This window comes from Mycobacterium sp. E2497 (assembly GCF_001668695.1).
GTDB lineage: Bacteria > Actinomycetota > Actinomycetes > Mycobacteriales > Mycobacteriaceae > Mycobacterium.
Genome location: NZ_LZKD01000273.1, coordinates 1 through 22,165, shown reverse-complemented (window position 1 = coordinate 22,165; position 22,165 = coordinate 1). Strand labels below are relative to the sequence as shown.

At 70.2% G+C, this 22,165-nt stretch carries 20 protein-coding genes, 1 pseudogene and 1 riboswitch; of the genes and pseudogenes, 10 read left to right on the top strand and 11 right to left on the bottom strand.

The window, feature by feature from the left end; genetic code table 11:
* The first annotated feature begins 106 nt into the window (after positions 1 to 106).
* Positions 107 to 436, top strand: a complete 330-nt coding sequence (locus tag A5713_RS25590) for a hypothetical protein (protein WP_102418891.1) — start codon at positions 107 to 109, stop codon at positions 434 to 436.
* A 193-nt stretch (positions 437 to 629) separates the two neighbouring features.
* On the top strand, positions 630 to 2,129 hold the full coding sequence (locus tag A5713_RS25585) for a neutral zinc metallopeptidase (protein ID WP_156752031.1): 1,500 nt from the start codon (positions 630 to 632) through the stop codon (positions 2,127 to 2,129).
* A gap of 16 nt (positions 2,130 to 2,145) precedes the next feature.
* Here the strand turns inward: A5713_RS25585 and A5713_RS25580 are convergent, their stop codons facing one another.
* The 5 genes from A5713_RS25580 to thiC all read right to left on the bottom strand — a co-directional run bounded on the left by A5713_RS25580 (position 2,146) and on the right by thiC (position 6,615).
* Positions 2,146 to 3,015 (bottom strand): LLM class F420-dependent oxidoreductase, encoded by an 870-nt coding sequence (locus tag A5713_RS25580; protein ID WP_068099070.1) that lies wholly within the window; start codon positions 3,013 to 3,015, stop codon positions 2,146 to 2,148.
* 19 nt (positions 3,016 to 3,034) lie between these two features.
* Complete coding sequence (locus tag A5713_RS25575; protein WP_068099069.1) at positions 3,035 to 3,469, bottom strand: MarR family winged helix-turn-helix transcriptional regulator; 435 nt, start codon at positions 3,467 to 3,469, stop codon at positions 3,035 to 3,037.
* Positions 3,470 to 3,515: 46 nt separating this feature from the next.
* Entirely contained in the window at positions 3,516 to 4,139 is a 624-nt protein-coding gene (locus A5713_RS25570; protein ID WP_068099068.1) for an alpha/beta family hydrolase, read from the bottom strand.
* Complete coding sequence (gene thiD / locus A5713_RS25565; protein ID WP_068099067.1) at positions 4,136 to 4,963, bottom strand: bifunctional hydroxymethylpyrimidine kinase/phosphomethylpyrimidine kinase; 828 nt, start codon at positions 4,961 to 4,963, stop codon at positions 4,136 to 4,138. Before thiD ends, A5713_RS25570 begins: the two co-directional genes overlap by 4 nt.
* Positions 4,960 to 6,615, bottom strand: a complete 1,656-nt coding sequence (thiC, locus tag A5713_RS25560; RefSeq protein WP_068099066.1) for a phosphomethylpyrimidine synthase ThiC — start codon at positions 6,613 to 6,615, stop codon at positions 4,960 to 4,962. Before thiC ends, thiD begins: the two co-directional genes overlap by 4 nt.
* Positions 6,607 to 6,716, bottom strand: a riboswitch (TPP riboswitch). Its footprint overlaps the gene before it by 9 nt.
* A 103-nt stretch (positions 6,717 to 6,819) precedes the next feature.
* On the opposite strand from thiC, the gene A5713_RS25555 reads away from it, so the two are divergent.
* The 3 genes from A5713_RS25555 to A5713_RS25545 all read left to right on the top strand — a co-directional run bounded on the left by A5713_RS25555 (position 6,820) and on the right by A5713_RS25545 (position 11,833).
* The gene (locus tag A5713_RS25555; RefSeq protein WP_067921808.1) at positions 6,820 to 7,527 is read left to right on the top strand and encodes a PAS and ANTAR domain-containing protein; all 708 of its coding nucleotides are present in this window, start codon (positions 6,820 to 6,822) and stop codon (positions 7,525 to 7,527) included.
* Between the two features lie 98 nt (positions 7,528 to 7,625).
* Entirely contained in the window at positions 7,626 to 7,988 is a 363-nt protein-coding gene (locus A5713_RS25550; RefSeq protein ID WP_068099065.1) for an STAS domain-containing protein, read from the top strand.
* Entirely contained in the window at positions 7,985 to 11,833 is a 3,849-nt protein-coding gene (locus A5713_RS25545) for a SpoIIE family protein phosphatase (protein WP_068099064.1), read from the top strand. Before A5713_RS25550 ends, A5713_RS25545 begins: the two co-directional genes overlap by 4 nt.
* A gap of 6 nt (positions 11,834 to 11,839) precedes the next feature.
* On the opposite strand, the gene A5713_RS25540 is transcribed toward A5713_RS25545, so the two are convergent.
* Positions 11,840 to 12,115 (bottom strand): hypothetical protein, encoded by a 276-nt coding sequence (locus tag A5713_RS25540; protein ID WP_156752034.1) that lies wholly within the window; start codon positions 12,113 to 12,115, stop codon positions 11,840 to 11,842.
* A 63-nt stretch (positions 12,116 to 12,178) separates the two neighbouring features.
* Here A5713_RS25540 and A5713_RS29790 point away from each other — a divergent pair.
* A pseudogene (locus tag A5713_RS29790) lies at positions 12,179 to 12,256 on the top strand (hypothetical protein); the annotation flags it as partial.
* On the opposite strand, the gene A5713_RS25535 reads toward A5713_RS29790, so the two are convergent.
* From A5713_RS25535 to A5713_RS25515, 5 genes are all read right to left on the bottom strand, one after another.
* Positions 12,222 to 16,628 (bottom strand): cation-translocating P-type ATPase, encoded by a 4,407-nt coding sequence (locus A5713_RS25535; RefSeq protein WP_156752033.1) that lies wholly within the window; start codon positions 16,626 to 16,628, stop codon positions 12,222 to 12,224. The pseudogene A5713_RS29790 and the gene A5713_RS25535 overlap by 35 nt on opposite strands.
* A 51-nt stretch (positions 16,629 to 16,679) precedes the next feature.
* Complete coding sequence (locus A5713_RS25530) at positions 16,680 to 17,123, bottom strand: hypothetical protein (protein WP_067921789.1); 444 nt, start codon at positions 17,121 to 17,123, stop codon at positions 16,680 to 16,682.
* 213 nt (positions 17,124 to 17,336) lie between these two features.
* The gene (locus A5713_RS25525; RefSeq protein WP_068099079.1) at positions 17,337 to 18,143 is read right to left on the bottom strand and encodes an exodeoxyribonuclease III; all 807 of its coding nucleotides are present in this window, start codon (positions 18,141 to 18,143) and stop codon (positions 17,337 to 17,339) included.
* A gap of 218 nt (positions 18,144 to 18,361) precedes the next feature.
* A complete protein-coding gene (locus A5713_RS25520) occupies positions 18,362 to 19,102 on the bottom strand; it encodes a GCN5 family acetyltransferase (protein ID WP_068099061.1) in 741 nt (246 codons plus the stop codon).
* The gene (locus tag A5713_RS25515) at positions 19,102 to 19,695 is read right to left on the bottom strand and encodes a peptide deformylase (RefSeq protein WP_068099060.1); all 594 of its coding nucleotides are present in this window, start codon (positions 19,693 to 19,695) and stop codon (positions 19,102 to 19,104) included. Before A5713_RS25515 ends, A5713_RS25520 begins: the two co-directional genes overlap by 1 nt.
* A gap of 203 nt (positions 19,696 to 19,898) precedes the next feature.
* Here A5713_RS25515 and A5713_RS25510 point away from each other — a divergent pair, with 203 nt between their 5' ends.
* From A5713_RS25510 to A5713_RS25495, 4 genes are all read left to right on the top strand, one after another.
* Positions 19,899 to 20,207: a DUF3263 domain-containing protein gene (locus A5713_RS25510; protein WP_007167558.1), complete on the top strand. Its 309-nt coding sequence runs from the start codon at positions 19,899 to 19,901 to the stop codon at positions 20,205 to 20,207.
* An 18-nt stretch (positions 20,208 to 20,225) separates the two neighbouring features.
* Positions 20,226 to 20,702, top strand: a complete 477-nt coding sequence (locus A5713_RS25505) for a LytR C-terminal domain-containing protein (protein ID WP_068099059.1) — start codon at positions 20,226 to 20,228, stop codon at positions 20,700 to 20,702.
* A gap of 24 nt (positions 20,703 to 20,726) precedes the next feature.
* Positions 20,727 to 21,446, top strand: a complete 720-nt coding sequence (locus A5713_RS25500) for a superoxide dismutase family protein (protein ID WP_067921770.1) — start codon at positions 20,727 to 20,729, stop codon at positions 21,444 to 21,446.
* On the top strand, positions 21,436 to 22,165 hold a 730-nt coding region (locus A5713_RS25495; RefSeq protein ID WP_082973160.1), incomplete at its 3' end, for a glutamate--cysteine ligase. The genes A5713_RS25500 and A5713_RS25495, both read left to right, overlap by 11 nt.

Genomic DNA, 22,165 nt, shown 5'->3' with positions numbered 1-22,165 from the left:
CGGACGTCTCCCGCGCAACAAGCGTAAGCCGACCACAGGCGCGTCGCCCATTCTAGGGCCAATGGTCCCTACCCCCGGTGGGTATATGTGTGCCATCGTTCGGGGCATGACGCAAACTCCTGAATCCAATGTCGAACATCGAGTCGGCGCACACAGTCGGCTGGGTCAAGCGGCCGCATGGGTGGTCATCGTCGCCGGCGTCGTGTTCGTCGTCGCGGTGGTCTTCTTCTCGGGGCTGCTCCTGGGCTGGTCCTCCGGTGGCCACGACGGGTGGCGCCACGGGTACGGCGGCGGGCGGGCCGGCACCTGCCCGATGATGCAGCCCGGCGGAATGATGGGGCCGGGAATGATGGGCCCGGGCGGGATGATGGGCCCCGGCGGGATGGGCCCGGGTGGCCCGGCCGGACCTCAGCAGACACCCGCGCCGCGCCCCTGAGAGTTCGCTGCCTCCACCGTGACCGCCCGCCGGAGACGGCTGGGTTCCGCACGGTCACCCGCGGGTAACCGTGCGCCCCTGCCGTCGTGGTCGGTGTGCGACCGGCATGCGCATTCGGGCTGTCACAGTTAGCCAGCCGCTCTAGAATGAGACGCTTTGGTGCTGCCCTGCAGCCGGTCGGGATGAGGTTGGGATGAACAGCCGCGCGCGCAATCGACGTCAGCCGACCGGTGGCCGCCCCCGCGGGGCGGCCACCTTGCTGCGGGCGGCGTCAAGCTGCGCGGCGGCGGCAATCGTGGTGGCCGGCTGCGCATCCTTCGTCGACGGGCGGGCGCTGTCGATGCTCAACGACCCGTTCCGGGTGGGCGGCCTGCCCGCCACCAACGGCCCCAGCGGGATCCGCACCAACGCGCCCGACCCGACGGGCACGGTGGTCAACACCGACAACGGCGCGATCGACAAGTTGTCGTTGCTGTCGGTCAACGACATCGAGGACTACTGGAAGTCGGTGTACGGCCAGTCGCTGAAGGGAACGTTCGTTCCGGTCGGCAAGATGGTGTCCTACAACTCCAACGATCCGGCCAGCCCCATCGTTTGCCACAACGACACCTACAAACTGGTCAACGCGTTCTACACGTCGCGCTGCAACCTGATCGCGTGGGACCGCGGGGTGTTCATGTCCGTCGCGCAACGGTATTTCGGCGACATGTCGGTCAACGGGGTGCTGGCCCACGAATTCGGCCATGCCCTGCAGAACATGGCGAAGCTGGTGACCAAGCGAGACCCCACGATCGTGCGCGAGCAGCAGGCCGACTGCTTCGCGGGCGTCTACCTGTTCTGGGTGGCCGACGGCAAGTCGCCGCGGTTCACGCTGAGCACCGCCGACGGACTGGACCACGTGCTGGCGGGCATCATCACCACCCGGGACCCCGTCCTGGACAGCGACACCGAGAACGACGACGAACACGGGTCGGCCCTCGACCGGATCAGCGCCTTCCAGATGGGGTTCATCGACGGCGCCCCGGCCTGCGCGGGGATCGACAAGGCGGAGATCGAACAGCGTCGCGGCGACCTGCCCAACGCGCTGCGGGTCGACACCAGCACCGGGAACCCCGAGACCGGTGAGGTGCCGCTCGACCAGGACACCCTGTCCACCCTGATGGAACTCCTGGGAAAGGTGTTCTCCCCGAAGAATCCGCCGGCGCTGTCCTACCAGGCGGCCGACTGCCCGGACGCCAAGGCCAGCCCGCCGGCGTCCTACTGCCCGGCCACCAACACGATCGTGGTGGACCTGCCCAAGCTGGCGGCGATGGGCAAGGTCGCCGACGAGAACGAACAGACCCTGCCGCAGGGCGACGACACCGCGCTCTCGGTCGTGATGTCGCGCTACGCGCTGGCCGTGCAGCACGAACGCGGGCTGGCCATGCAGAGCCCGTGGACCGCGCTGCGCACCGCGTGCCTGACCGGCGTGGTGCACCGCAAGATGGCCGAGCCCATCGAGCTGTCGTCGCAGAAGCAGCTGCTGCTGACGGCCGGCGATCTCGACGAGGCGGTGGCGGGGTTGCTCACCAACCACCTCGTCGCCAGTGACGCCGACGGCACCAGCGTGCCGGCCGGTTTCACCCGGATAGCGGCGTTTCGCGGCGGCGCGACAGGCAACATGGACGCCTGCTACTCCCGCTATCCGGGATGACCGAACGGCAGCCGTATCAACCGATTTGGGTGAGCTTGGGTACCACTTCGTCGCCGAGGCGGCGGATGAAGCCGACCGGATCGGGGTTGCCCGGGAACGGGCCGGCGTTGACCATCTCGACGCCCAGTTCGGCGTAGCGCTCGGCGGTCTTGAAGTAACCGTCGGGGTCCTCGAAGGGATTCACGAAATGGCCCACCGTCTTGCGGATCTCGCCCGGGTCGCGGCCGACCGCCTCGCAGTGGCGGTGCAGCACCTCGATCTTGTGCCTGAGCTCGTCAACGTCGCTGGTGGTGCTGTTCCAGATGTCGGCGTACTGCGCGACCAGGCGCAGGGTCTTCTTCTCGCCGTCCCCGCCGATCAGGATCGGCGGGCGGCGAATCGGTTGCGGCGAACAAATGGTCTCGGCCAGCTGGTAATGCTTGCCCTGGTAGGGCCCGTCGTTGCCGCTCCACATCTGCTGACAGATCTGCAGCGTCTCTTCGAGCATCTCGAAGCGCTGGCTCACCGGGGGATAGGGGAAGCCGAGCGCAGCGTGCTCGCGGTCGTACCAGGCCGCGCCAAGGCCCAGCATCGAGCGGCCCTGCGACAGGACGTCGAGCGTGGTGACCGCCTTGGCCAGCAGGCCAGGATAGCGGTACGTGACGCCGGTGACCAGCAGGCTCAGGTCGATCCTGGTGGTCTGCGCGGCGAGGAAACCCAGCGACGTGTAGCCCTCCAGGAACGGGTCCTCCGCGCGTCCCACGGCCTCCATCTGAAAGAAGTGGTCGGCCAGCGTGAACAGCGTCGCCCCGCCCTGCTCGGCGGCCTTCGCCGCGTCGGCCAGCGTGGGGCCCAGCGCCGCCGGGTCGCCGGGCAGAAAGTCGATAAAGTGTATTGCCAGTTCCATTGCGGCCCTTGTCCTCTCGTTATTCGGTCAAGCGCTCGAGCAGCGTCAGCGCGTCGAGGATGACGCGACGCTCGCGTTCGGAATACCGCTCGTGGATGGCGCGTGCCAGCCACTCCTCGCGGACCTGCCGGTTGCTTTCGGCGCGTCGCCGGCCCGCCGTGGTCAGCGAAATCAGTTGCCGCCGTCCGTCGTCCGGATCGGGTTGGCGCTCGATGAGCCCGCGCTGCTCGAGGGCGGCCACTACCGTGGCCATGGACTGTGGACGTACCCGCTCCGCGGAGGCCAGGGCGCTCGCCGATGAGGCGCCCTCCTTCCAGAGCCGGTTGAGCACCGCCGTCTGCGAGGGACTGAGGTCGTCTTCCGTGGCGAGGTCCCTCAATCGGCGCCGCAACCGGCTGAAGACCACCCGCAGATCGCGGGCCGCCGCGGCTGCCGATTCGCTGATGCCGTCCACGACACCAGCCTAAATTAGACAGCCAAAACTGTCCAGTCTGAACTGTCTAATTGCGCCCGAGCAGCTGCAGCGTGGCGTCGACCGCCAGCGCCGCCACGTTCAGGGTCTTGGACCGCAGATCGTGTCGCGCCCCGGCGATCTCGACGACCGCGGTCGTGCCGGAGACCAGCGCGGCGGCGGCGCGCAGCTCGTCGGGCGTGCCGAAGGGGTCCGACGTCCCGTGCGTGAACACCGTCGGAACCCTGATGTCGGGCAGGTGTTCGGTGCGGGTCCGCTCCGGCTTCCCCGGCGGATGCACGGGGTAGGAGAACAGGCTCAGCAGGTCGACGGGCGCTTCGCGGGCCGCCACCACCATGGACGTCTGCCGTCCGCCGTAGGAGTGCCCGCCGGCGATCAGCGGACCGTCGGCCAGGCCGCGGCACAGCGTGATCGCCTCGACGATCCCTGCGCGGTCGGTGGCCGCTGAGCCGGACGGTGGTCCGGTGGGCCGGCGTCGCCGGTAGGGCAGGTTGTACCGGACCGCCAGCCAGCCGCGGCGCGCCCATTCGTCGCAAACCTGTTGCAGCAACGGCGAATCCCGGTTACCGCCGGCGCCATGCGTCAGCACCACCACTCCGGCGGGTGGGCCGTCGGGTTCGTGCGCCACACCGGCGATCTGTTCCAGGTTCACGTCAACCGGAACAACGGGGAGACGGGGCCGTGGCCGTGGCCCAGCGGGTAGGAGGCGCGCAAACATTCGGTGACCCAACGCTTCCCGAAACCGACGGCTTCGGGAACGGGGTACCCGTGCGCCAACGCGCACGCCACGGCCGTGGCCAGCGTGTCGCCGCCGCCGTGGTCATTGCCGCCGGGCAAGCGCTCCGAGTCGAACTCGTGGAACCCGGTGCCGTCATAGAGCAGGTCGCAGCTGCGGTCCGACGACCGGAGGTGGCCGCCCTTGACCAGCACCCAGCGCGGTCCCAGCGCGTGCAGCGCCTTGGCGGCCGCCCGCTGCGACTCCGCGTCCACGACGTCGATGCCCACCAGCAGCCGCACCTCGTCGAGGTTCGGCGTTACCAACGTCGCCAACGGGAACAGTTGGTCGCGAAGGGAATCCAACGCAGCCACCTCCAGCAGCGCATCGCCGTGCATGGATGCGCACACCGGGTCGACGACGAGCGGAAGCGTCAACCCTAGCCGGCGCCAGGTGGTTGCGACGGCGCCGATGATGGCCGACGATGCCAGCATGCCGGTCTTGACGGCCTGGACGCCGATGTCGGTGACCACCGCTTCGATCTGGGCCGCGACGAAGTCGTCGGGCACCTCGTGAAAGCCCTTGACCCCCACCGTGTTCTGCACGGTCACCGCGGAGACCGCCACGCAGGCGTGCACGCCCAGCAGCGCCATGGTGCGCAGGTCGGCCTGGATGCCGGCGCCGCCGCCCGAGTCGGACCCGGCGATGGTCAGCACCCGCAGGGGCGTGCTGCCCGGCGGTGCGAGCGGCAGGTAGCTCACTGGGTGATCGGCAGGTACACCCGGTTGCCGTGCTCGGCGAACTCCTGCGACTTCTCCTGCATGGCGGCTTCGATGGCTTCCTCGCTGTCGAGGCCGTGCTCGGCGGCGTAGTCGCGGACGTCCTGGGTGATCCGCATGGAGCAGAACTTGGGCCCGCACATCGAGCAGAAGTGCGCCGTTTTGGCGGGTTCGGCCGGCAGCGTCTCGTCGTGGAATTCCTTTGCGGTGTCGGGATCCAGCGACAACGCGAACTGGTCGTTCCAGCGGAACTCGAACCGTGCGGTCGATAGGGCGTCGTCGCGCTCCTGCGCGCGCGGATGCCCCTTGGCCAGGTCGGCGGAGTGGGCGGCGATCTTGTAGGCGATCACCCCGTCCTTGACGTCCTTGCGGTCCGGCAGCCCCAGGTGCTCCTTGGGCGTGACGTAGCACAGCATCGCCGTGCCGGCCTGGGCGATGATCGCCGCGCCGATCGCCGAGGTGATGTGGTCGTAGGCCGGCGCGATGTCGGTGGCCAGCGGGCCCAGCGTGTAGAACGGGGCCTCCTCGCAGAGCTCCTCTTCCAGTCGCACGTTCTCCACGATCTTGTGCATCGGGACGTGACCCGGGCCCTCGATCATCACCTGTGCGCCACGGGCTTTCGCGATCTTCGTCAGCTCGCCCAGGGTGCGCAGCTCGGCGAACTGCGCGGCGTCGTTCGCGTCGGCGATCGAGCCCGGCCGCAGGCCGTCACCGAGCGAGAAGGTGACGTCATAACGGGCGAAGATGTCGCACAGCTCCTCGAAGTTGGTGTAGAGGAACGACTCCCGGTGATGCGCCAGGCACCAGGCCGCCATGATCGACCCGCCGCGGGACACGATGCCGGTGACCCGCTTGGCGGTCAGCGGCACGTACCGCAGCAGCACGCCGGCGTGCACGGTCATGTAGTCCACGCCCTGTTCGCACTGCTCGATCACGGTGTCGCGGTAGATCTCCCACGTCAGTTCCGTCGGGTCACCCTTGACCTTCTCCAGCGCCTGGTAGATGGGCACCGTGCCGACGGGCACCGGGGAGTTGCGCAGGATCCATTCGCGCGTCTCGTGGATGTTCTTGCCGGTGGACAGGTCCATGATCGTGTCCGCGCCCCAGCGGGTGGCCCACACCATCTTGTCGACCTCCTCGGCGATCGACGACGTCACCGCCGAGTTGCCGATGTTGGCGTTGACCTTCACCGCGAAGGCCTTGCCGATGATCATCGGCTCGATCTCGGGGTGGTTGTGGTTGGCCGGGATCACCGCGCGCCCGCGGGCGACCTCGTCGCGCACGAGCTCGGCGGGCATGTCCTCACGGGCGGCGATGTACGCCATCTCGGCGGTGATCTCGCCGGCCCGGGCCCGCTGCAGCTGGGTGCCGCGGTCGCGGACCACGCCGGGCCGCGGCGGCAGCCCGGCCGTCAGGTCGATGACCGCGTCCGCGTCGGTGTAGGGACCGGAGGTGTCGTACAGGTCGAAGTGGTCCCCGGTGGACAGGTGCACACGCCGGAACGGAACCCTCAGGCGGGCACCGGTGCCGGGCGCCTCCACCTCCCGGTAGGCCTTGCTGCTGCCCGCGATGGGCCCGGTGGTGACGGAAGCCTCGACGGCTGTGGAAAGGACGGACGTTTTTTCCAAGGTCATTTCTCATCTCCCTACGCCGGCATTACCCGGTCAGGTTCGTACGGTCGACGGCCCCGAGCCGTCCTCTCAGCGCATTGGAGTGCGCTCCCGCGTTGTGGATGGTCCGCACGCGACGTTACCCCCACCCCGGACGGCCTGACATGTGGACGGGCCTTTTGGCCAGGGCGGTAGCCGGTGGTATCCCCCGAGTGCGAGGATGCAAACGTGCAAGAGCAAGGGGGAGCGGCCGGGACCCCACCGGCCGGGCCCCGAGGCCAACAGCCGAGCCCGGTCGAGGCGGTCGGCCGGTACCTCAACGTGGGAACCTTCCGCTTCTGGTTCATCGGTGAGCGCTGGGAGTGGTCCGACGAGGTGGCCAGGATGCACGGCTACGAACCGGGCACCGTCAAGCCGACGACGAAGTTGTTGCTGTCGCACAAGCACCCCGACGACCGCGCGCACGTTCAGGAGGTGCTCGACTACGCCCTGCAGTCGGCGGAGTCCTTCTCCAGTCGGCACCGGTTCATCGACACGGCCGGCCAGGTGCACGACGCGATCGTCGTCGCCGACCGCATGCTCGATGAGTCGGGCGCGGTGGTGGGCACCGCCGGGTATTACATCGACCTCGCCAACACCTTCGACGAGGCCCGGCAGGAGGTGCTCGACGAGGCGCTCCCCGACCTCTTCGAAAGCCGCGCGGCCATAGAACAGGCCAAGGGCGTGCTGATGTACGTCTACCGGGTCAGCGCCGAGCAGGCGTTTCGGGTGCTGCAATGGCGGTCGCAGGAGACCAATGTGAAGCTGCGGGCGCTGGCCAGGCAACTGCTCGCCGAGGTGGCAACGCTGGAGGGTTCGACCGCCGCCCTGCAGAGTCAATTTGATCACCTGCTGCTCACGGTGCACGAACGGATATCCGCAGAGGCCGCTGGGTAACCAGAGGAATACGCGAACGCGGCAACCCGCAAACCGTTAGTGTTCCTAGACACTCTGGGGCGGCGCATGCCGCGCGACCCGAAGAGCGGCGAAAGGCGTTGAAGGTGTTGGCGGTGGAACACGAGGCACTTGAGGACGCTGTGGTCGTGCGCGTTAAGGGCGGCGTGGACTCCAGTACCGTCGATGAGGTAACCGCTCACCTGACCGCCGCGCTCAAGCTGGCCGAGACCCATCCGTCCCGGCTGGTCGTCGTCGACCTGCAGGCGGTCGACTTCTTCGGCAGCGCGGCGTTGAACGCCGTGCTCGAGTGTCACGACGCAGGGAAGGAAGCCGGGACGGCGGTCCGCCTGGTCGCGGACCACGACCAAGTGCTGCGCCCCATCGAGGTGACCGAACTCGATCGCATCTTCGACATCTACCCCACCCTTTCCGAGGCTCTGCAACGCAAGCGAAGGCAATGAACCCGGCGCTGCCGGCCGATTTGGCGGCTGCGGTCGATTTGGGCGGCGAGATGGGTCGCCGGTTCGCCGAATTCGACTGGGACGCCCATCCATTGGGCTCGCCGCGGGACTGGCCGGCCGAGGTGCGGGTGGCGGTGGCCGTCGCTTTGACCTCGCGGTTCCCCATCGTGCTCTGGCTGGGGCCCCGGGATCTGTTCCTGATGTACAACGACGCCTACGCCCAGATCCTGGCGGACAAGCATCCGGCCGCGCTGGGCTGCCCGGCGCAGCAGGTGTGGTGGGAGATCTGGCCCCAGATCTCGCCGATGCTGACCAGCGTGATCGACACCGGCGTCGCGACGTGGTCCGACGACCTGATGTTGCCGCTGATGACCGGCGGCCGGTCGCAGGAGCGGTACTTCACCTTCACCTACAGCCCCATCATCGGCGGCGAGGGCGCGGTGACCGCCGTCTTCTGCGCGGTGATCGAAACCACCGACCGGGTGCTGAGCGAGCGGCGCCTGCACGTGCTCAACTCCGTGGCGACCGCCGTGATGGACGCGCACACCATCGACGACGCGGTCGGCAGCGCCGTCGCCGTCTGCAGCGGGCAGCCCCTGGACCTGCCCTTCATCGCCGTCTACGTAGCGGACGCCGCGGACGGGTCGCGCGCCAGCACGCTGCGCGGGGCCACCCCCGCGATTGCCTCGGTGCTGCCCGGTTCGCTGGCCGGGCTCATAGGTGGGGACGAGACCCCACGCGACCGGGCGGCGCGCGTGATCGACCGGCTCGAGGACGTAATCCCTGGCATCACAGAGCTTTTCGGTGAGGCATGTCCCCGCCAGGCGCTGGTATTGCCGCTCGGAGAGGCCTCGGGCGGCGGGGCGTTGGTGATCGGGGTCAGTCCGCGGCGGCCCCTCGATGCGATGTATCGCGGCTTCTGCCAGTTACTCGCCGATCAGCTGTCCGCGGCGTTCGCCTCCGCGGTCTCCTACGACCAGCAACGGCAGCGGGCCGACGCGCTGGCCGAATTAGACCGGGCGAAGACGGCGTTCCTGACCAACGTCAGCCACGAGTTCCGCACCCCGCTGACGCTGCTGCTCGGGCCGCTCGACGATGCGCTGTCCGAGGCGGCGCCGGGAAGCGTGCTGGCGGATCGGCTTGGCACGGCGGGCCGCAACGCGCGGCGCCTGCAGCGCCTGGTCGACTCGTTGCTCGACTTCTCCCGGATCGAAGCGGGCCGCGGGAACGCGAAGTTGGCGTGTACCGATGTGGGGGCGCTGACCGCCCACATAGCGGCGTCCTTCACCGAGCTCTGCCATCGGGCGGGGCTCGAGCTCGTCGTGGACTGCGCGCCCGTGCTGGCCGATGTCGACCCGGGCATGTGGGAGACGATCATCCTCAACCTGCTGTCGAACGCGGTGAAATACACACTGCGGGGCTCGATTTCGGTCAGTGTGCGCGCCCAATCGGGCCACTGCGCCGTCACCATGCGCGACACCGGGGTGGGGATCGCCGCCGAGGACCTGGGCCGCCTGTTCGACCGCTTCTACCGCGCCGACAACTTCCGCGGCCGCAGCGTCGAGGGCACCGGGATCGGGCTCTCGCTGGTGCGCGGGCTCGTCGAGCTGCACGGCGGAACCGTAAGCATCGCCAGCGAATTGGACCGCGGGACGACGGTGACCATCCGGCTGCCGCAATCCGTCGGCATGGCGGCCGGCCAGTCACCCGCCGGGTTGCTGGACGAGACCAACCCGTACGTGGCGGAGGCCCGGCAATGGCTGACGCCGGTCGACCACCGCGAGGACCCGGCGGCCGCACCCGACAGGCGGCGGCCGCTGGTGTTGATCGCCGACGACAACGCCGACATGCGAGGCCATCTCGACCGGGTGCTGTCGGCCCATTGGGAGACGGTCCTCGCCGCGGACGGCAGGTCGGCGCTCGCGGCGACCCGGAAGCTGCGCCCCGACGCGGTCGCCACCGATGTCATGATGCCGGGCATCGACGGCTTTGGGCTGGTGGCGGCCATCCGCGCCGACCCGGAACTGGCGGCCACGCCCGTGCTCATGCTGTCCGCGCGGGCCGGGGCCGAGGCGGTCGACGAGGGCTACGCCGGTGGGGCCGACGACTATCTGCCCAAGCCGTTCCGCTCCCGGGAGCTGGTCGACCGGCTGAAGTCGCGGCTGTCCGCGGCGGCCCGCGAACGCGACCGCCAGCGTCGCGCCGCGGCCTCGGACCTGGTGCACCTCGACTCGGCGCTGCAGGCCACCGACTCGGTCGCCGGCATCATGGACGCCCTGCTGGAATCCCCGTTCGGCTCGGCCGACGCCGCCACCGTCACGATCGGCGTCCTCGACGGCGATCGCCACATCCGGTTCGAGTACGCCGGCCACCTGCCCGGAGAACTGCGCGACCGCTACCACGTCACCGAGCTCGACTCCCCGGTGGTGGGGGCCGACGTCGTGCGCACCGGCGAGCCGATGGTCATCCCCGACACGCTCGACCTGCCACCGCGCTACGAGCACGCGGTGCAGGACACCGCCGACAGCGTTCGCGCCTGCGTCGCCCAGCCCTTGCGGGACCACTCGGGCCGCGTCGTCGGGGTGCTGGCCCTGCTGTGGCCCGCGCCCCGCCGGTTCGACGCCGCCGAGCTCGACGCGTTCAGCCGCGTGGCCGAACTGACGTCGTCGGCCCTGGACCGGGTCCGCGTGATGGAGCGCGAACACCGCATCGCCGTCGACTTCCAAGAGCACCTGCTGGATCTGGACCGGGCCTCGACGGCCGCCGTGGTGGCGGCCGTGTACCAGCCGGCCGGGGAGGCGATGCGGGTCGGCGGCGACTGGTATTCGGTCACCCCGCTGGACCGCGGCAGCCGACTCGGGATATCGGTGGGCGACGTCGTCGGCCACGGCCTGCCCGCGGCGATCGTGATGAGCCGGCTGCGCGCCGCGGTGGCGGCCTCTGCCCTGACCGCGGGCCAGCCGGGCGCGGTGCTGGGCGCGCTGGACCGGTACGGGGCCAGCGTCGCGGGGGCGCGCTGCGCGACGGTGGCCTACGCGCTGATCGCGACCGAGCCGGACACCGGGTGCGCCACCGTCAATTACAGCTGCGCCGGCCATCCCTACCCGCTGCTGGTCCTGCCCGACCACCAGGCGGTGTTCCTGACGGCCGGCCGGCGGCTGCCGGTCGCCATCAAGGAACACGATGCGCAAAGCTATCCGTCCGACGCCACCGCGACGGCGAACATGCCGCCGGGAAGCCTGATCCTGCTCTACACCGACGGACTCATCGAGCGCGCCGGCGAGACGCTCGACGACGGCCTGGCCCGGCTCAAGGCCGCGGCCGCCGAATGCGCCGACCTGCCGGTCGAGTCCGTCTGCGCCGAGCTGCTGTCCCGGATGGCGCCCCCCGACGGCTACCGCGACGACGTCGTCGTGCTGGCGCTGCGCCCGAGCCATGAAGCCGCAAGCAGCTTCGCCACCGTGGTGACGGCCGCGGCGGGTCAGATTCCCGTCGTGCGGGAACGGCTGCGCGCCTGGCTGTCCCGGGTCGGCGTCGTCCCGAAGCGTGAACTGGACATCCTGCTGGCGACCGGGGAAGCCGTGACCAACGCGATCGAGCACGGCAGTGACGGCGAGTCCCGCCGGACCGTCTCCCTGGAGGCCTTCGTGCACCAGCGGACGGTCGCCGTCACGATCAGCGACACCGGCCGGTGGGCCGGCGATTCCTCGGCCAGCCTGCGCAGCCGGCGCCGTGGCCGGGGTCTTTCCCTGATCGGCGGGCTGGCCGACCACGTCGACACCCTTCGCACGCCTGGGGGCACCCGGGTCACGATGCGGTTCGACCGGGCCCTCGGGACGGCCTAATTTTTGCTAGGCCTCTTCCATGGCCTCGCCGAGCTCCTCTAAGAGCTTGTTGTGGTGATTGCTGGCCAGCAGGTGTCCGGCGGCGAAGACGACGGCCACCGGCCAGTCGATGAGTTCGAGCGCCGCCAGGGCGGCCAGGCCCCCGAAGTAGGCCAGCTGTTCGGGCCGGGGAATCTCCATCTGCCCGAGCACCGGAAGGTTCACGTGGAAGGTTTCGCCCTCGCGGATCCTCTGCACGGCCTCGCGTTGCGATGTCCCCCTGCGCGACTTCTTTTCCGCCATCATTTGCCTTTCAGTAACGAAGGGTTTGCCGAGTCGCCGGGTGCTCCGACCACCGTCGGACCTATGTCGACGATGACAGACACCGGGGGCGATCCGCTGGTTTCATCTATTGCTCTGGTGCTGAAGGTGCCGTTACTGGAACTCTATGCGCTGCTGTGGCGGGTCGGGGTCGTCGAGGTTCACCCACCTCAACGGGGGCGGCGCCGGATTTGTCCGGACCCGTCAGCGCACGATTCGCAATCCCGATCGCGACGGTCGCCGCAGCGGCGGATCCCAGCCCCTGCGCCCAGCCGAGTGGACCCAGCGGTGTGCATCCCAGCAGTTGGCTGACGACCGGGATGCTGATCAACGTCCCCATCGCCGCGAGCGAGCCCACCGCGGTCAAGACCACCAACGGGGCATGCGAATCCAGCAGCGTCTGACCCAGCTCGGCGCCCACCAGGGCGACCAGCGCGACGGTGGAGGCGCGCTGCGGGCGACCGGTGACGCTGCCCATCGCCCACGCCGCCGTCGTCGCGGCGGCCGTTGTGACGCCGCGGATCGCGACCGCGCGCCATAGCGCGGGCTGGTCCGGTCCCCGGATGCCCGGGTCGACCGGGCCGCTGGGCTTGCTCACCGCCAGGGCCGCCGCCGGCAGCGCGTCGGTCATCATGTTCACCAACAGCAGCTGCCGCGTGTTCAACGGCGAGGTCCCGGTGATCGCGCTGCCGATGATCGCGAACAACACCTCGCCGGCATTGCCGCCCAGCAGCACCGACACGGCCGCCTGCACCCGCTGCCAGAGTTGGCGGCCCTCTTCGATCGCGTTGCGCAGGCCCTCGATGCGGGCATCGACCAGCACCACATCGGCCGCCATGTGCGCCGGGTCGCTGCCCCCGGCAACGACGCCGATGCCGACCGTGGCGGCCCGGATGGCCGCCGCGTCGTTCGCGCCGTCGCCGACCATCGCGGTGCGCACGCCCGCGCTCTCGAGCGTCTGAACGACCTGCACCTTGTTCTCCGGCGTCATCCGGGCGAAGATCACCCGCTCGGTCACGACGCGCTCCTGATCCTTGCGCGACAACGCGTCCCATTCCGCGCCGCTGATCACCTGTCCGGCGGTCACGCTCATCCCGAGTTCCTCGGCGATGACCTTCGCGGTGATCGGATGGTCGCCGGTGATCAGCTTGACGCCCACCGAAAGCCTGCGCAGATCCGCCAGCAGCCCGGCCGCCTCGGCGCGGGGGGTGTCGGACAAACCCAGGAACCCGGTGAGGGTCAGCCCCTCGCGGGCGAAGTCGGCGATGTCGTCGGGCTCGTGCCGGATGGCCCGCGCCTGGGCGGGGCTCAGCTGCCGGCGCGCCACCGCGATCACCCGCAGGCCGCCGCCGGCCATCCTCGCGACCGTCTCCTCCATTTCGGGGCTGACGCCGTCGCAGGCGGCCAACACCACCTCGGGGGCACCCTTGACGGCCAGCTCGGTTTCCGTCACCGAGGCGGAGAACGACCGGCCGGAGCGGAACGGCAGGTGCGCGACGGGCGCGGCCGAGTTGTGGCCGTTTACCGCTGAGGCGGCCTCGACGATGGCGACGTCGGTGGCGTGCACGTGCGGGTCGCCGTTGGACGGCGGTGCGGCGTGCGCGGCGCAGCGCAGCACCTCCTCACGCGAAGTGCCCGACACCGCAACGACTTCGGTGACGCGCAGCCGGTTCTGGCTCAGCGTGCCGGTCTTGTCGAAGCAGACCACGTCGATGCGGCCGAGCGCCTCCACCGAACGCGGCACGCGGACCAGCGCGCCGAACCTGGTCAGCCGCCGCGCCGACGCGGCTTGCGCCAGGGTCGCCACCAACGGCATGCCTTCGGGCACCGCCGCGACGGCGATGGCGATCCCGCTCGCGACGGCCTGGCGCAGGACCGAGCCCCGCAGCAGCCCCAGCGCGCCGACCAGCGCGCCGCCGGTCATGCTGACAGGGAAGGCGCGGTTGGTGAGCTGGCTGAGCTGGTGCTGCAGGCCGACGTCCGGGGAGAGGTCGCCGGAGACCAGCTCGGCGGCGCGGCGTTCCTGGGTGTCGGCCCCGACCGCGGTCACCACCGCCACCGCGGTGCCTGCCACCACGGTCGTCCCCGCGTACAGCATGCAGCGGCGTTCGGCGAGCGCGGCGCCGGGTGTCGGCTCGACCTGCTTCTCCACCGACAGCGACTCACCGGTCAGCGTCGACTCGTCGACCTCGACGTCGACCTCCTCGACGATCCGGGCGTCGGCGGGCACCACCTCGTGGGTGCGCACCTCGATGACGTCGCCGGGCTGCAGCTGCGCCGCGATGACGTCGGCGTACGCCCGCTCACCCTCCCCGTCGGAGAGGACCTTGCGGGCCGGTGGGATCTGTTGTGCGAGTAAATGGTTCAGCCGGTTTTCGGCTCGCAGCCGCTGGCTGGCCGCGAGCATGGAGTTCCCGGTCAGCACCGAGAAGACCAGGACGGCGTCGACCGGCGAGCCGAGCACGGCGCTGGCCGCCGATCCGAGCGCGAGCACGGGCGTCAGCGGGTCGGTCAACTCGGCGCGCACGGCGCCCAGGAACTGCAGCACGGCGTGCGTGCGGGTTTGGGGCTGCGCCGCGCCCAGGGTGGCCAGCGCGAGCCGCCCCGGATCGCCGGCGGGCTCGGAAGCGGGCGGCGGCAGCGCCCGGCGGACATGCTCGACCGCCATCGCGTGCCACTCCTGGACGGGAGCCGGGCGCGGGGCATCCGCCCGGATGATGCCGCGCGCCAGCAGATATCCGGACAACGCACCGGCCGCCGCCCCGCTGGTCACCGGCCCGCGCCCGATGCCGCGGACGCCGGGGATCATCAGCAGCGAGCCCATCGCCGTTGCGCCGGCGGAGATCCCGACGCCGCGTTGGGCGGCAGCCCGCGCCGCCGGCAGCGCGCGCAGCACCCGCCAGGCCGCCGCCAGGTCGGGCAGCAGCAGGTCTGCGTACCACGGCGGCGGGCCGTCCCCGGGCTCGGGCAGCATGCCAAGCGCCACGTCGGCCGACCAAACCGCTTGCGCCCCGGCCGATGACAGCACGGCGACCGTGCGGCCCGCCGCCTGAAGGTCAGCGACGGCGCGGGCCAGCGCGTCGTCGACGGACCCCCGCTCCAGCGGCCTGATGTCGTCGAACGCGGGGCGCAGTTCGCCCAGTGAATCGTCCTCGACGGAGACCAGCTCGGCCTTCGTCCGGTGCGCCTCGGCGACGACGGCCGACGCCAGCGGGTCGTGCGTGAAGCAGAAGAGCGCCTCCACTTCGCCATTCGGCTTACTGGCCGATATTCCCGGCACCGGGTGCCAGCCGGGGCTCAAGCGCTGGTTTTCCAGCATCAGCTGGGCGCGCGACCACGCTGCGGGCAGCTCGGCTTCCTTTGCGCCGCGGATGATCTGCACCCGCAGGCCGCGGGTGCACAACACCCGCGGGTCGATGACGATCGCGTCCACCCGGTCCAGGCGGCGCAGCGCCTCCGGGCGCAACGACAGCACCGCGTGCCGCTCGGCCAGCCCCTGTCCGAGCGCGGCGGCGAAGGCCTCCGGCGTGGTCCGGTTGGCCGCCGGGGTGGTCACCAGGACGGCCAGGGCCGCCTGGTGCAGGTTGCGGGTGGTGGCGCCGACGATCCCGGCGCTGACCGCCTGGACGAGCGCGAATCGATTTCCGAAATGGTCGGCCGGCCGGCCGCGCGGGGGCTTCGACCGCGCCGACGGGTCGGTGTGCGGCTGATCGGCGTGGCCGGCCAGTTGTGGCTCGTGCCGGACCCAGGCGCGGGCCTCCGCGCGGCATTCGGCCGCTTTGAGCGACTGCATCAGCAGGCCGACCGACAACGACGCGGGGGACAGGGTGACGGTTTCCGCGGCCGTCACCGCCAGCGCCAGCACGGTGTCGGTCGCGGGGCGGCCGATGCGGTCCTCCAGCAGGCGGCGCAGCCACGGCTGGTAGTCGAGGGCCACCACGCCCGCCAGGACGCCGATGGGCATGCGCGGCCAGCGCAGCGCCCGGCCGGTGAGCGCTATGCCCAGCCCGGCCGCGCTGGCGGCCGCGGTCGCGGCGCGGGTGGCCAGCACCACGCCGTCGCCCGGCAGGCTCGTCCGGGGCGCCGACGGCTTGGCGGTCGTCCTTGGCGCGCAACGCCTCTCGGCGCCGTCGACGGCGCGGCAGAGGTCGCGCAGCGAGGTGTCCGCGTCGCCGATGGTGATCACCACCCGCGACAGCGGGTAGTTCAGGGCGGCCGACGCCACACCGGGTTGGGCCAGCACCGCCTCCAGGACCGTGCGTCCGAGTTCGTTGGCCGAATCGTCTTTCGAGGCGCCGTCGAGCCCGCGTACCTCGATCCAGGCGCGGTCCCGGCCGCGCCAACACCGTCGGCTCAGTATTGCCGGCGTGCCCCCGGGCAGCTCGCCCGTGATCGCCCGCGCGCCTTCGCGAAGCGGAATCGCGGCGATGGTGATGCCGGACTCGACCAACGAGGTGGTCGCCTGGATGCCGGTCGCGACGACGCGCAACGGCAGAGATTGTCGTATTGCCGTCGCAATGGCCAAAGCGTTGTCGGATAGCCCGATTTAGTTGGTGCTACGCAACTCGGCGCTGCCGGCCCGACGCCCGGCGGCCTTCTTGGCGGTCGATTTGCTGGCCGCTTTCTGCGGCGCGGCCTTCGGTGCCGCCGGTTCCACCGGGACCGCCTTGAGGCTGGCCTTCGTCGACTTCGCCGGTTCCTGCTTGCGGCTCAGTCGCTGCAGCAGCAGGGCGCTGCCGCCGACCGCCAGCAGCACCGGCCACTCCACCAGTCCCGCGACGCCCAGGGCGCCGAACGCCACCGCGGCCGCGGGCGCGGAGTGGCTGCCGCTGCTCATGCCCTTCTTGATGCCCTCGGCGGCGCCGGCGACGCCCCCGATGACCCCGTTGACCGCCGCGCCACCCACCGCGCCGGCCGCCGCGGTCGTCGTGGTCGCCACGCGACTCACCGCCTGACCCACGCCCCGGACCGCTCCGCCGATGACACTCATGCTGACTCCCTGGCTTTCTGCCCTTGCCGCGAAACCCGCGTCACCGGCGAGGTGTACCCGCTTGAACGCATCGTTAACAGCAAAAAAACATTGTATCTGCTTCTAACAAAACAAAGCCTGCCACTTTGGAAACCGGCAGACAACGAGTGGCCGCATTTAATTTGCTTGAGCTTAACCTGATCGTGCTTGCGGTGCGATCTCGGTGAAAGCGAATTAGGCCCGCCTTATATCGATCAGCACCGGTGCGTGGTCGCTGGCGGCCTTGCCCTTGCGCTCGTCGCGGACGATCTGGGCGTCCGTGACGCGCTCGGCCAATTCCGGGGAGGCGAGGATGAAGTCGATGCGCATGCCCTGGCGCTTCGGGAAGCGCAACTGGGTGTAGTCCCAGTAGGTGTACACGCCCGGTCCGGGCGCGAAAGGCCGTACCACGTCGGTGAATTGGGCGTCGACGATGGCGCCGAACGCGCGGCGCTCCGGCTCGGAGACGTGGGTGGCGCCGGCATAGAATTCGGTGCTCCACACGTCGTCGTCCGTCGGGGCGATGTTCCAGTCGCCGGCCAGCGCGATCTGGGCCGTGGGATCGTCGCGCAACCACCCCGCCGCCGTATCACGCAGCGCGGCAAGCCATTCCAACTTGTAGAAGTAATGCGGGTCGCCCACCGCGCGGCCGTTGGGCACGTAAAGGCTCCAGACCCGGACCCCGTCGCAGGTGGTGCCGAGCGCGCGGGCCTCGGCCGTCGCGGCCACCTCCGGCTTACTGCTCCAGCTGGGCTGGCCGTCGAAGCCGATCTGTAGGTCGTCGAGGCCCACGCGGGAGGCGATCGCCACGCCGTTCCATTGGTTGAAGCCGACATGCGCCACCTCGTAGCCGAGTTCGAAGAACGGCAGGGTGGGGAATTGGCTGTCGGAGCACTTGGTCTCCTGCATGGCCAGCACGTCGACGTCCGCGCGGGCCAGCCAGTCGAGGACGCGGGGCAGGCGGCTGCGAATCGAGTTCACGTTCCAGGTGGCCAGCCGCAGCGGCGATCGCAAGCGCGGCGAGGCCGGGCGCTGCGGGTCGCCGCCATCGATCAGCGGCGATCGCAAGCGCGGCGAGGCCGGGCGCTGCGGGTCGCCGCCATCGATCAGCGGCGATCGCAAGTGCGGCGAGGCCGGGCGCTGCGGGTCGCCGCCATCGGAATCCGGCGATCGCAAGCGCGGCGAGGCCGGGCGCTGCGGGTCGCCGCCATCGATCACCGCTAGACGGTATCCCAGGCCGGCGAGCGGGCCGGAAAATAGCGGCGGCGATGGTGCGCGCGGAAGCCCAGCGCCTCGGCGAGCGCCATCATGCCGGCGTCGGTGCCGGGCAGGACCAGGTACCCGCGAGTCGCGCCGCGCGCCGCCGCCCGGGCCATTAGCGCTTCGCACGCGGCCGCGGTGGCCGGGTCGTCGGCGGGGCCGGTCACCGACAGGCCGGCCCAGCGCGTGCCGTCGGGGTCGGGTTCGGATGGCGCCGAGGCCGGCAGGTCGCGCACCCAAACGCGTTCCGTGTGTTCGGCGTTCAGCCCCGGCGGCGTCGGCAACAAGCGATCCGGAACGCACAGCCGCGGCGCCAGGCCGCGCCGCTCATACCAGTCGGCGATCGCCGCGATGGTACGGCTGTGCGCCGAAACATCAAGCGGCACCGCGTAATCGACGCCACCTCCGGCGCGCAGCAGCCAGCCCTCGAGCCAGACCCGTTCCGCGCCGGGCAACGCGGCGGCGGCCGCGCGCTCGAGAGCCCGGATCTCGGACGTGCGGACCGGCGCGTCCGTCAGCACCCGCAGCGCGACCACGTCGCCGGCCGCCACCTCCACGACCGCGCCGCTCTTGGTGCGCACCCGCACCGACGGCCCGACCGCCAGCAGGTGTCCGACCGCATCGGTCAGCGGGGGGACCGAGCCTTCCGGGCGCCGGTAGCGAAGCGTCACCCGGGTGCCCGGTTCCGGCCACGAGAACATCAGTGACCGAAGGGGTCCGGCCCTTCACCGGGCAGCCAGGACAGGCCGGGAACGCCCCACCCGTGTGCCTTGACGGCGCGCTTGGCGCTGCGCGCGTGGCGGCCGACGAGACGGTCCAGGTACAAAAACCCGTCCAGGTGGCCGGTCTCGTGTTGCAGCATGCGCGCGAACAGGCCGGTGCCCTCGAGTTCGACCGGGCGGCCGTCGGCGTCCAGACCCCTGACCCGCGCCCAGGTGGCGCGGCCGGTGGGGAAGGACTCGCCCGGGACCGAGAGGCAACCCTCGTCGTCGGCGTCGGGATCGGGCATGGTCTCGGGCACCTCGGAGGTCTCCAGCACCGGGTTGACGACCACGCCGCGGCGGCGGTCGGTCCGGCCGCGGTCGTCGGCGCAGTCGTAGACGAAGACCCGCAGGCCGACCCCGATCTGGTTGGCGGCCAGGCCGACTCCGTGCGCGGCGTCCATGGTGTCGTACATGTCGGCGATCAGCTTCGGCAGGTCGGCCGGCAGGGAACCGTCGGCGCCGACGGGCACCGGCTGCGTCGGGGTGTGCAAGACCGGATCGCCGACGATCCGGATCGGTACGACTGCCATGGTCGGCTAAGCTACCGCACGCGCGTGCGCGTCCGGGCCGGCGATCGCCGGTGCGGGCAATCTGAGCCAATCGGCCGACTCGCGGGTCTGGATGACGGCTTGAGGGTTTGGGCCGTGGTTCAATATTCGCCGAAACACGCCCTTAGGTAAGTCAAGTCATTAGAGCAGCTGAGAATTCGCCGGAAGGGTCCAGGGGAAGCTATATGGACAGCGCCATGGCGCGGGCAAATCGATCGGGGGACGATGCCGAGATCGCAGATGGGCTCACCCGCCGCGAACACGACATCCTCGCCTTCGAACGTCAGTGGTGGAAATTTGCGGGCGTAAAAGAAGAAGCCATCAAAGAGTTGTTCTCGATGTCGGCGACGCGCTACTACCAGGTGCTCAACGCACTCGTCGACCGCCCCGAGGCGCTGGCCGCCGACCCGATGCTGGTGAAGCGGTTGCGGCGGCTGCGGGCGAGCCGCCAGAAGGCGCGGGCGGCGCGGCGCCTGGGCTTCGAGGTGACCTGACTCGCTACAGTGGGCTCGATGAAAGAGCGAGTCCCCGACTCCACCGGGCTTCCCCTGCGGGCGATGGTGATGGTGCTGTTGTTCCTGGGGGTCATTTTCCTGTTGCTCGGTTGGCAGGCGCTGGGCTCGTCCGGCAGCTCCGAGGACGACTCGGCGTCGGCGGCCTCCACGTCCACCAGCACCAGCGCGTCGCCCACGTCGACGAGCGCTAAGCCCGCGGGGAACCACGCCGAGGTGCAGATCTACAACATCTCGACGAAAGAGGGCGTCGGCGCCCGCACCAAGGACCAGCTCACCACCGCCGGTTTCAACGTCACCAAGGTCGACAACATGACCGTGCCCGACGTGTCGGCCACCACGGTTTATTACACCGACGCCGACGACGAGCACGCGACCGCCGATGCGGTCGGCAAGAGCCTGGGCGCGCCGGTCGAACCGCGCATCCCCGCGCTGGCCGGCCAACCGCCGGGCGTCATCGTGCTCGTTACGGGCTGAGGCTTGAGCGGCTAGGCTTCCGCTATGCCTCCGTTTGCTGGTCACCGCACTGCCGCCGTCACCGTTTCCGCGCTCTCCGCAGCCACGTGCGCCGCGCTGCTGGGGGCGTGCTCATCGCCTCAGCACGCCTCGACCTCACCGGGCACCACGCCGGCCGTCTGGACCGGATCGCCGGCACCGACCGGAACCCCGATACCGGAGGGCGGGCCCGTCGCCGCCGCGGCGGGCAAGAACATCACCACCCACCTGAAGGCGCCCGACGGCACCGAGGTCGCGACCGCGACGTTCCAGTTCAACAACGGCTACGCCACCGTGACCATCGAGACGACGGGCAACGGGGTGCTGACGCCGGGATTCCACGGGGTGCACATCCACAAGACCGGAAAGTGTGAGCCCAATTCCGTCGCCCCCACCGGCGGCGCGCCCGGAGATTTCCTGTCCGCCGGAGGGCACTTCCAAACGCCCGGCCACACCGCCGAACCCGCCAGCGGCGACCTGACCTCGTTGCAGGTACGCAAGGACGGGTCCGGGGTGTTGATGACCACCACGGACGCGTTCGCCATGGACGACCTGCTCACCGGCGAAAAGACCGCGATCATCATTCATGCGGGCGCCGACAACTTCGCCAACATCCCGCCGGAGCGGTACAACCAGAGCAACGGCACCCCGGGGCCCGACCAGACGACAATGAGCACCGGTGACGCCGGCAAGCGGGTCGCGTGCGGTGTGATCGGTGCCGGCTAACAGGCAGAACGCGCGCATCGATTTCGCCCGTTCACCGCGGCCGACCCTGGGGGTGGAGTGGGAGTTCGCGCTCGTCGACGCGCAGACCCGTGACCTGAGCAACGAAGCCACGGCGGTGATCGCCGAGATCGGCGAAAACCCGCGCGTGCACAAGGAGTTGCTGCGCAACACGGTCGAAGTGGTCAGCGGGGTGTGCAATTCCACCGAGGAGGCGATGGAGGATCTGCGGGAGACCCTGGGACCCGCACACCGGATCGTCCGGGACCGGGGCATGGAGCTGTTGAGCGCCGGCGCCCACCCCTTCGCGCAGTGGTCGACCCAGAAGCTCACCGACGCGCCCCGCTACGCCGAACTGATCAAACGCACCCAGTGGTGGGGGCGGCAGATGTTGATCTGGGGCGTGCACGTGCACGTCGGAATCTCCTCGGCGCACAAGGTGATGCCGATCATGACGTCGCTGCTGAAGTACTACCCGCACCTGTTGGCGCTGTCGGCGTCCTCGCCGTGGTGGACCGGTGTGGACACCGGCTATGCCAGCAACCGCGCGATGATGTTCCAGCAGTTGCCCACCGCCGGCCTGCCGTTCCAGTTCCAGACCTGGGCGGAGTTCGAGGGGTTCGTCTACGACCAGAAGAAGACCGGCATCATCGATCACGTCGACGAAGTCCGTTGGGACATCAGGCCTTCGCCGCACCTGGGCACAATCGAGGTGCGGGTGT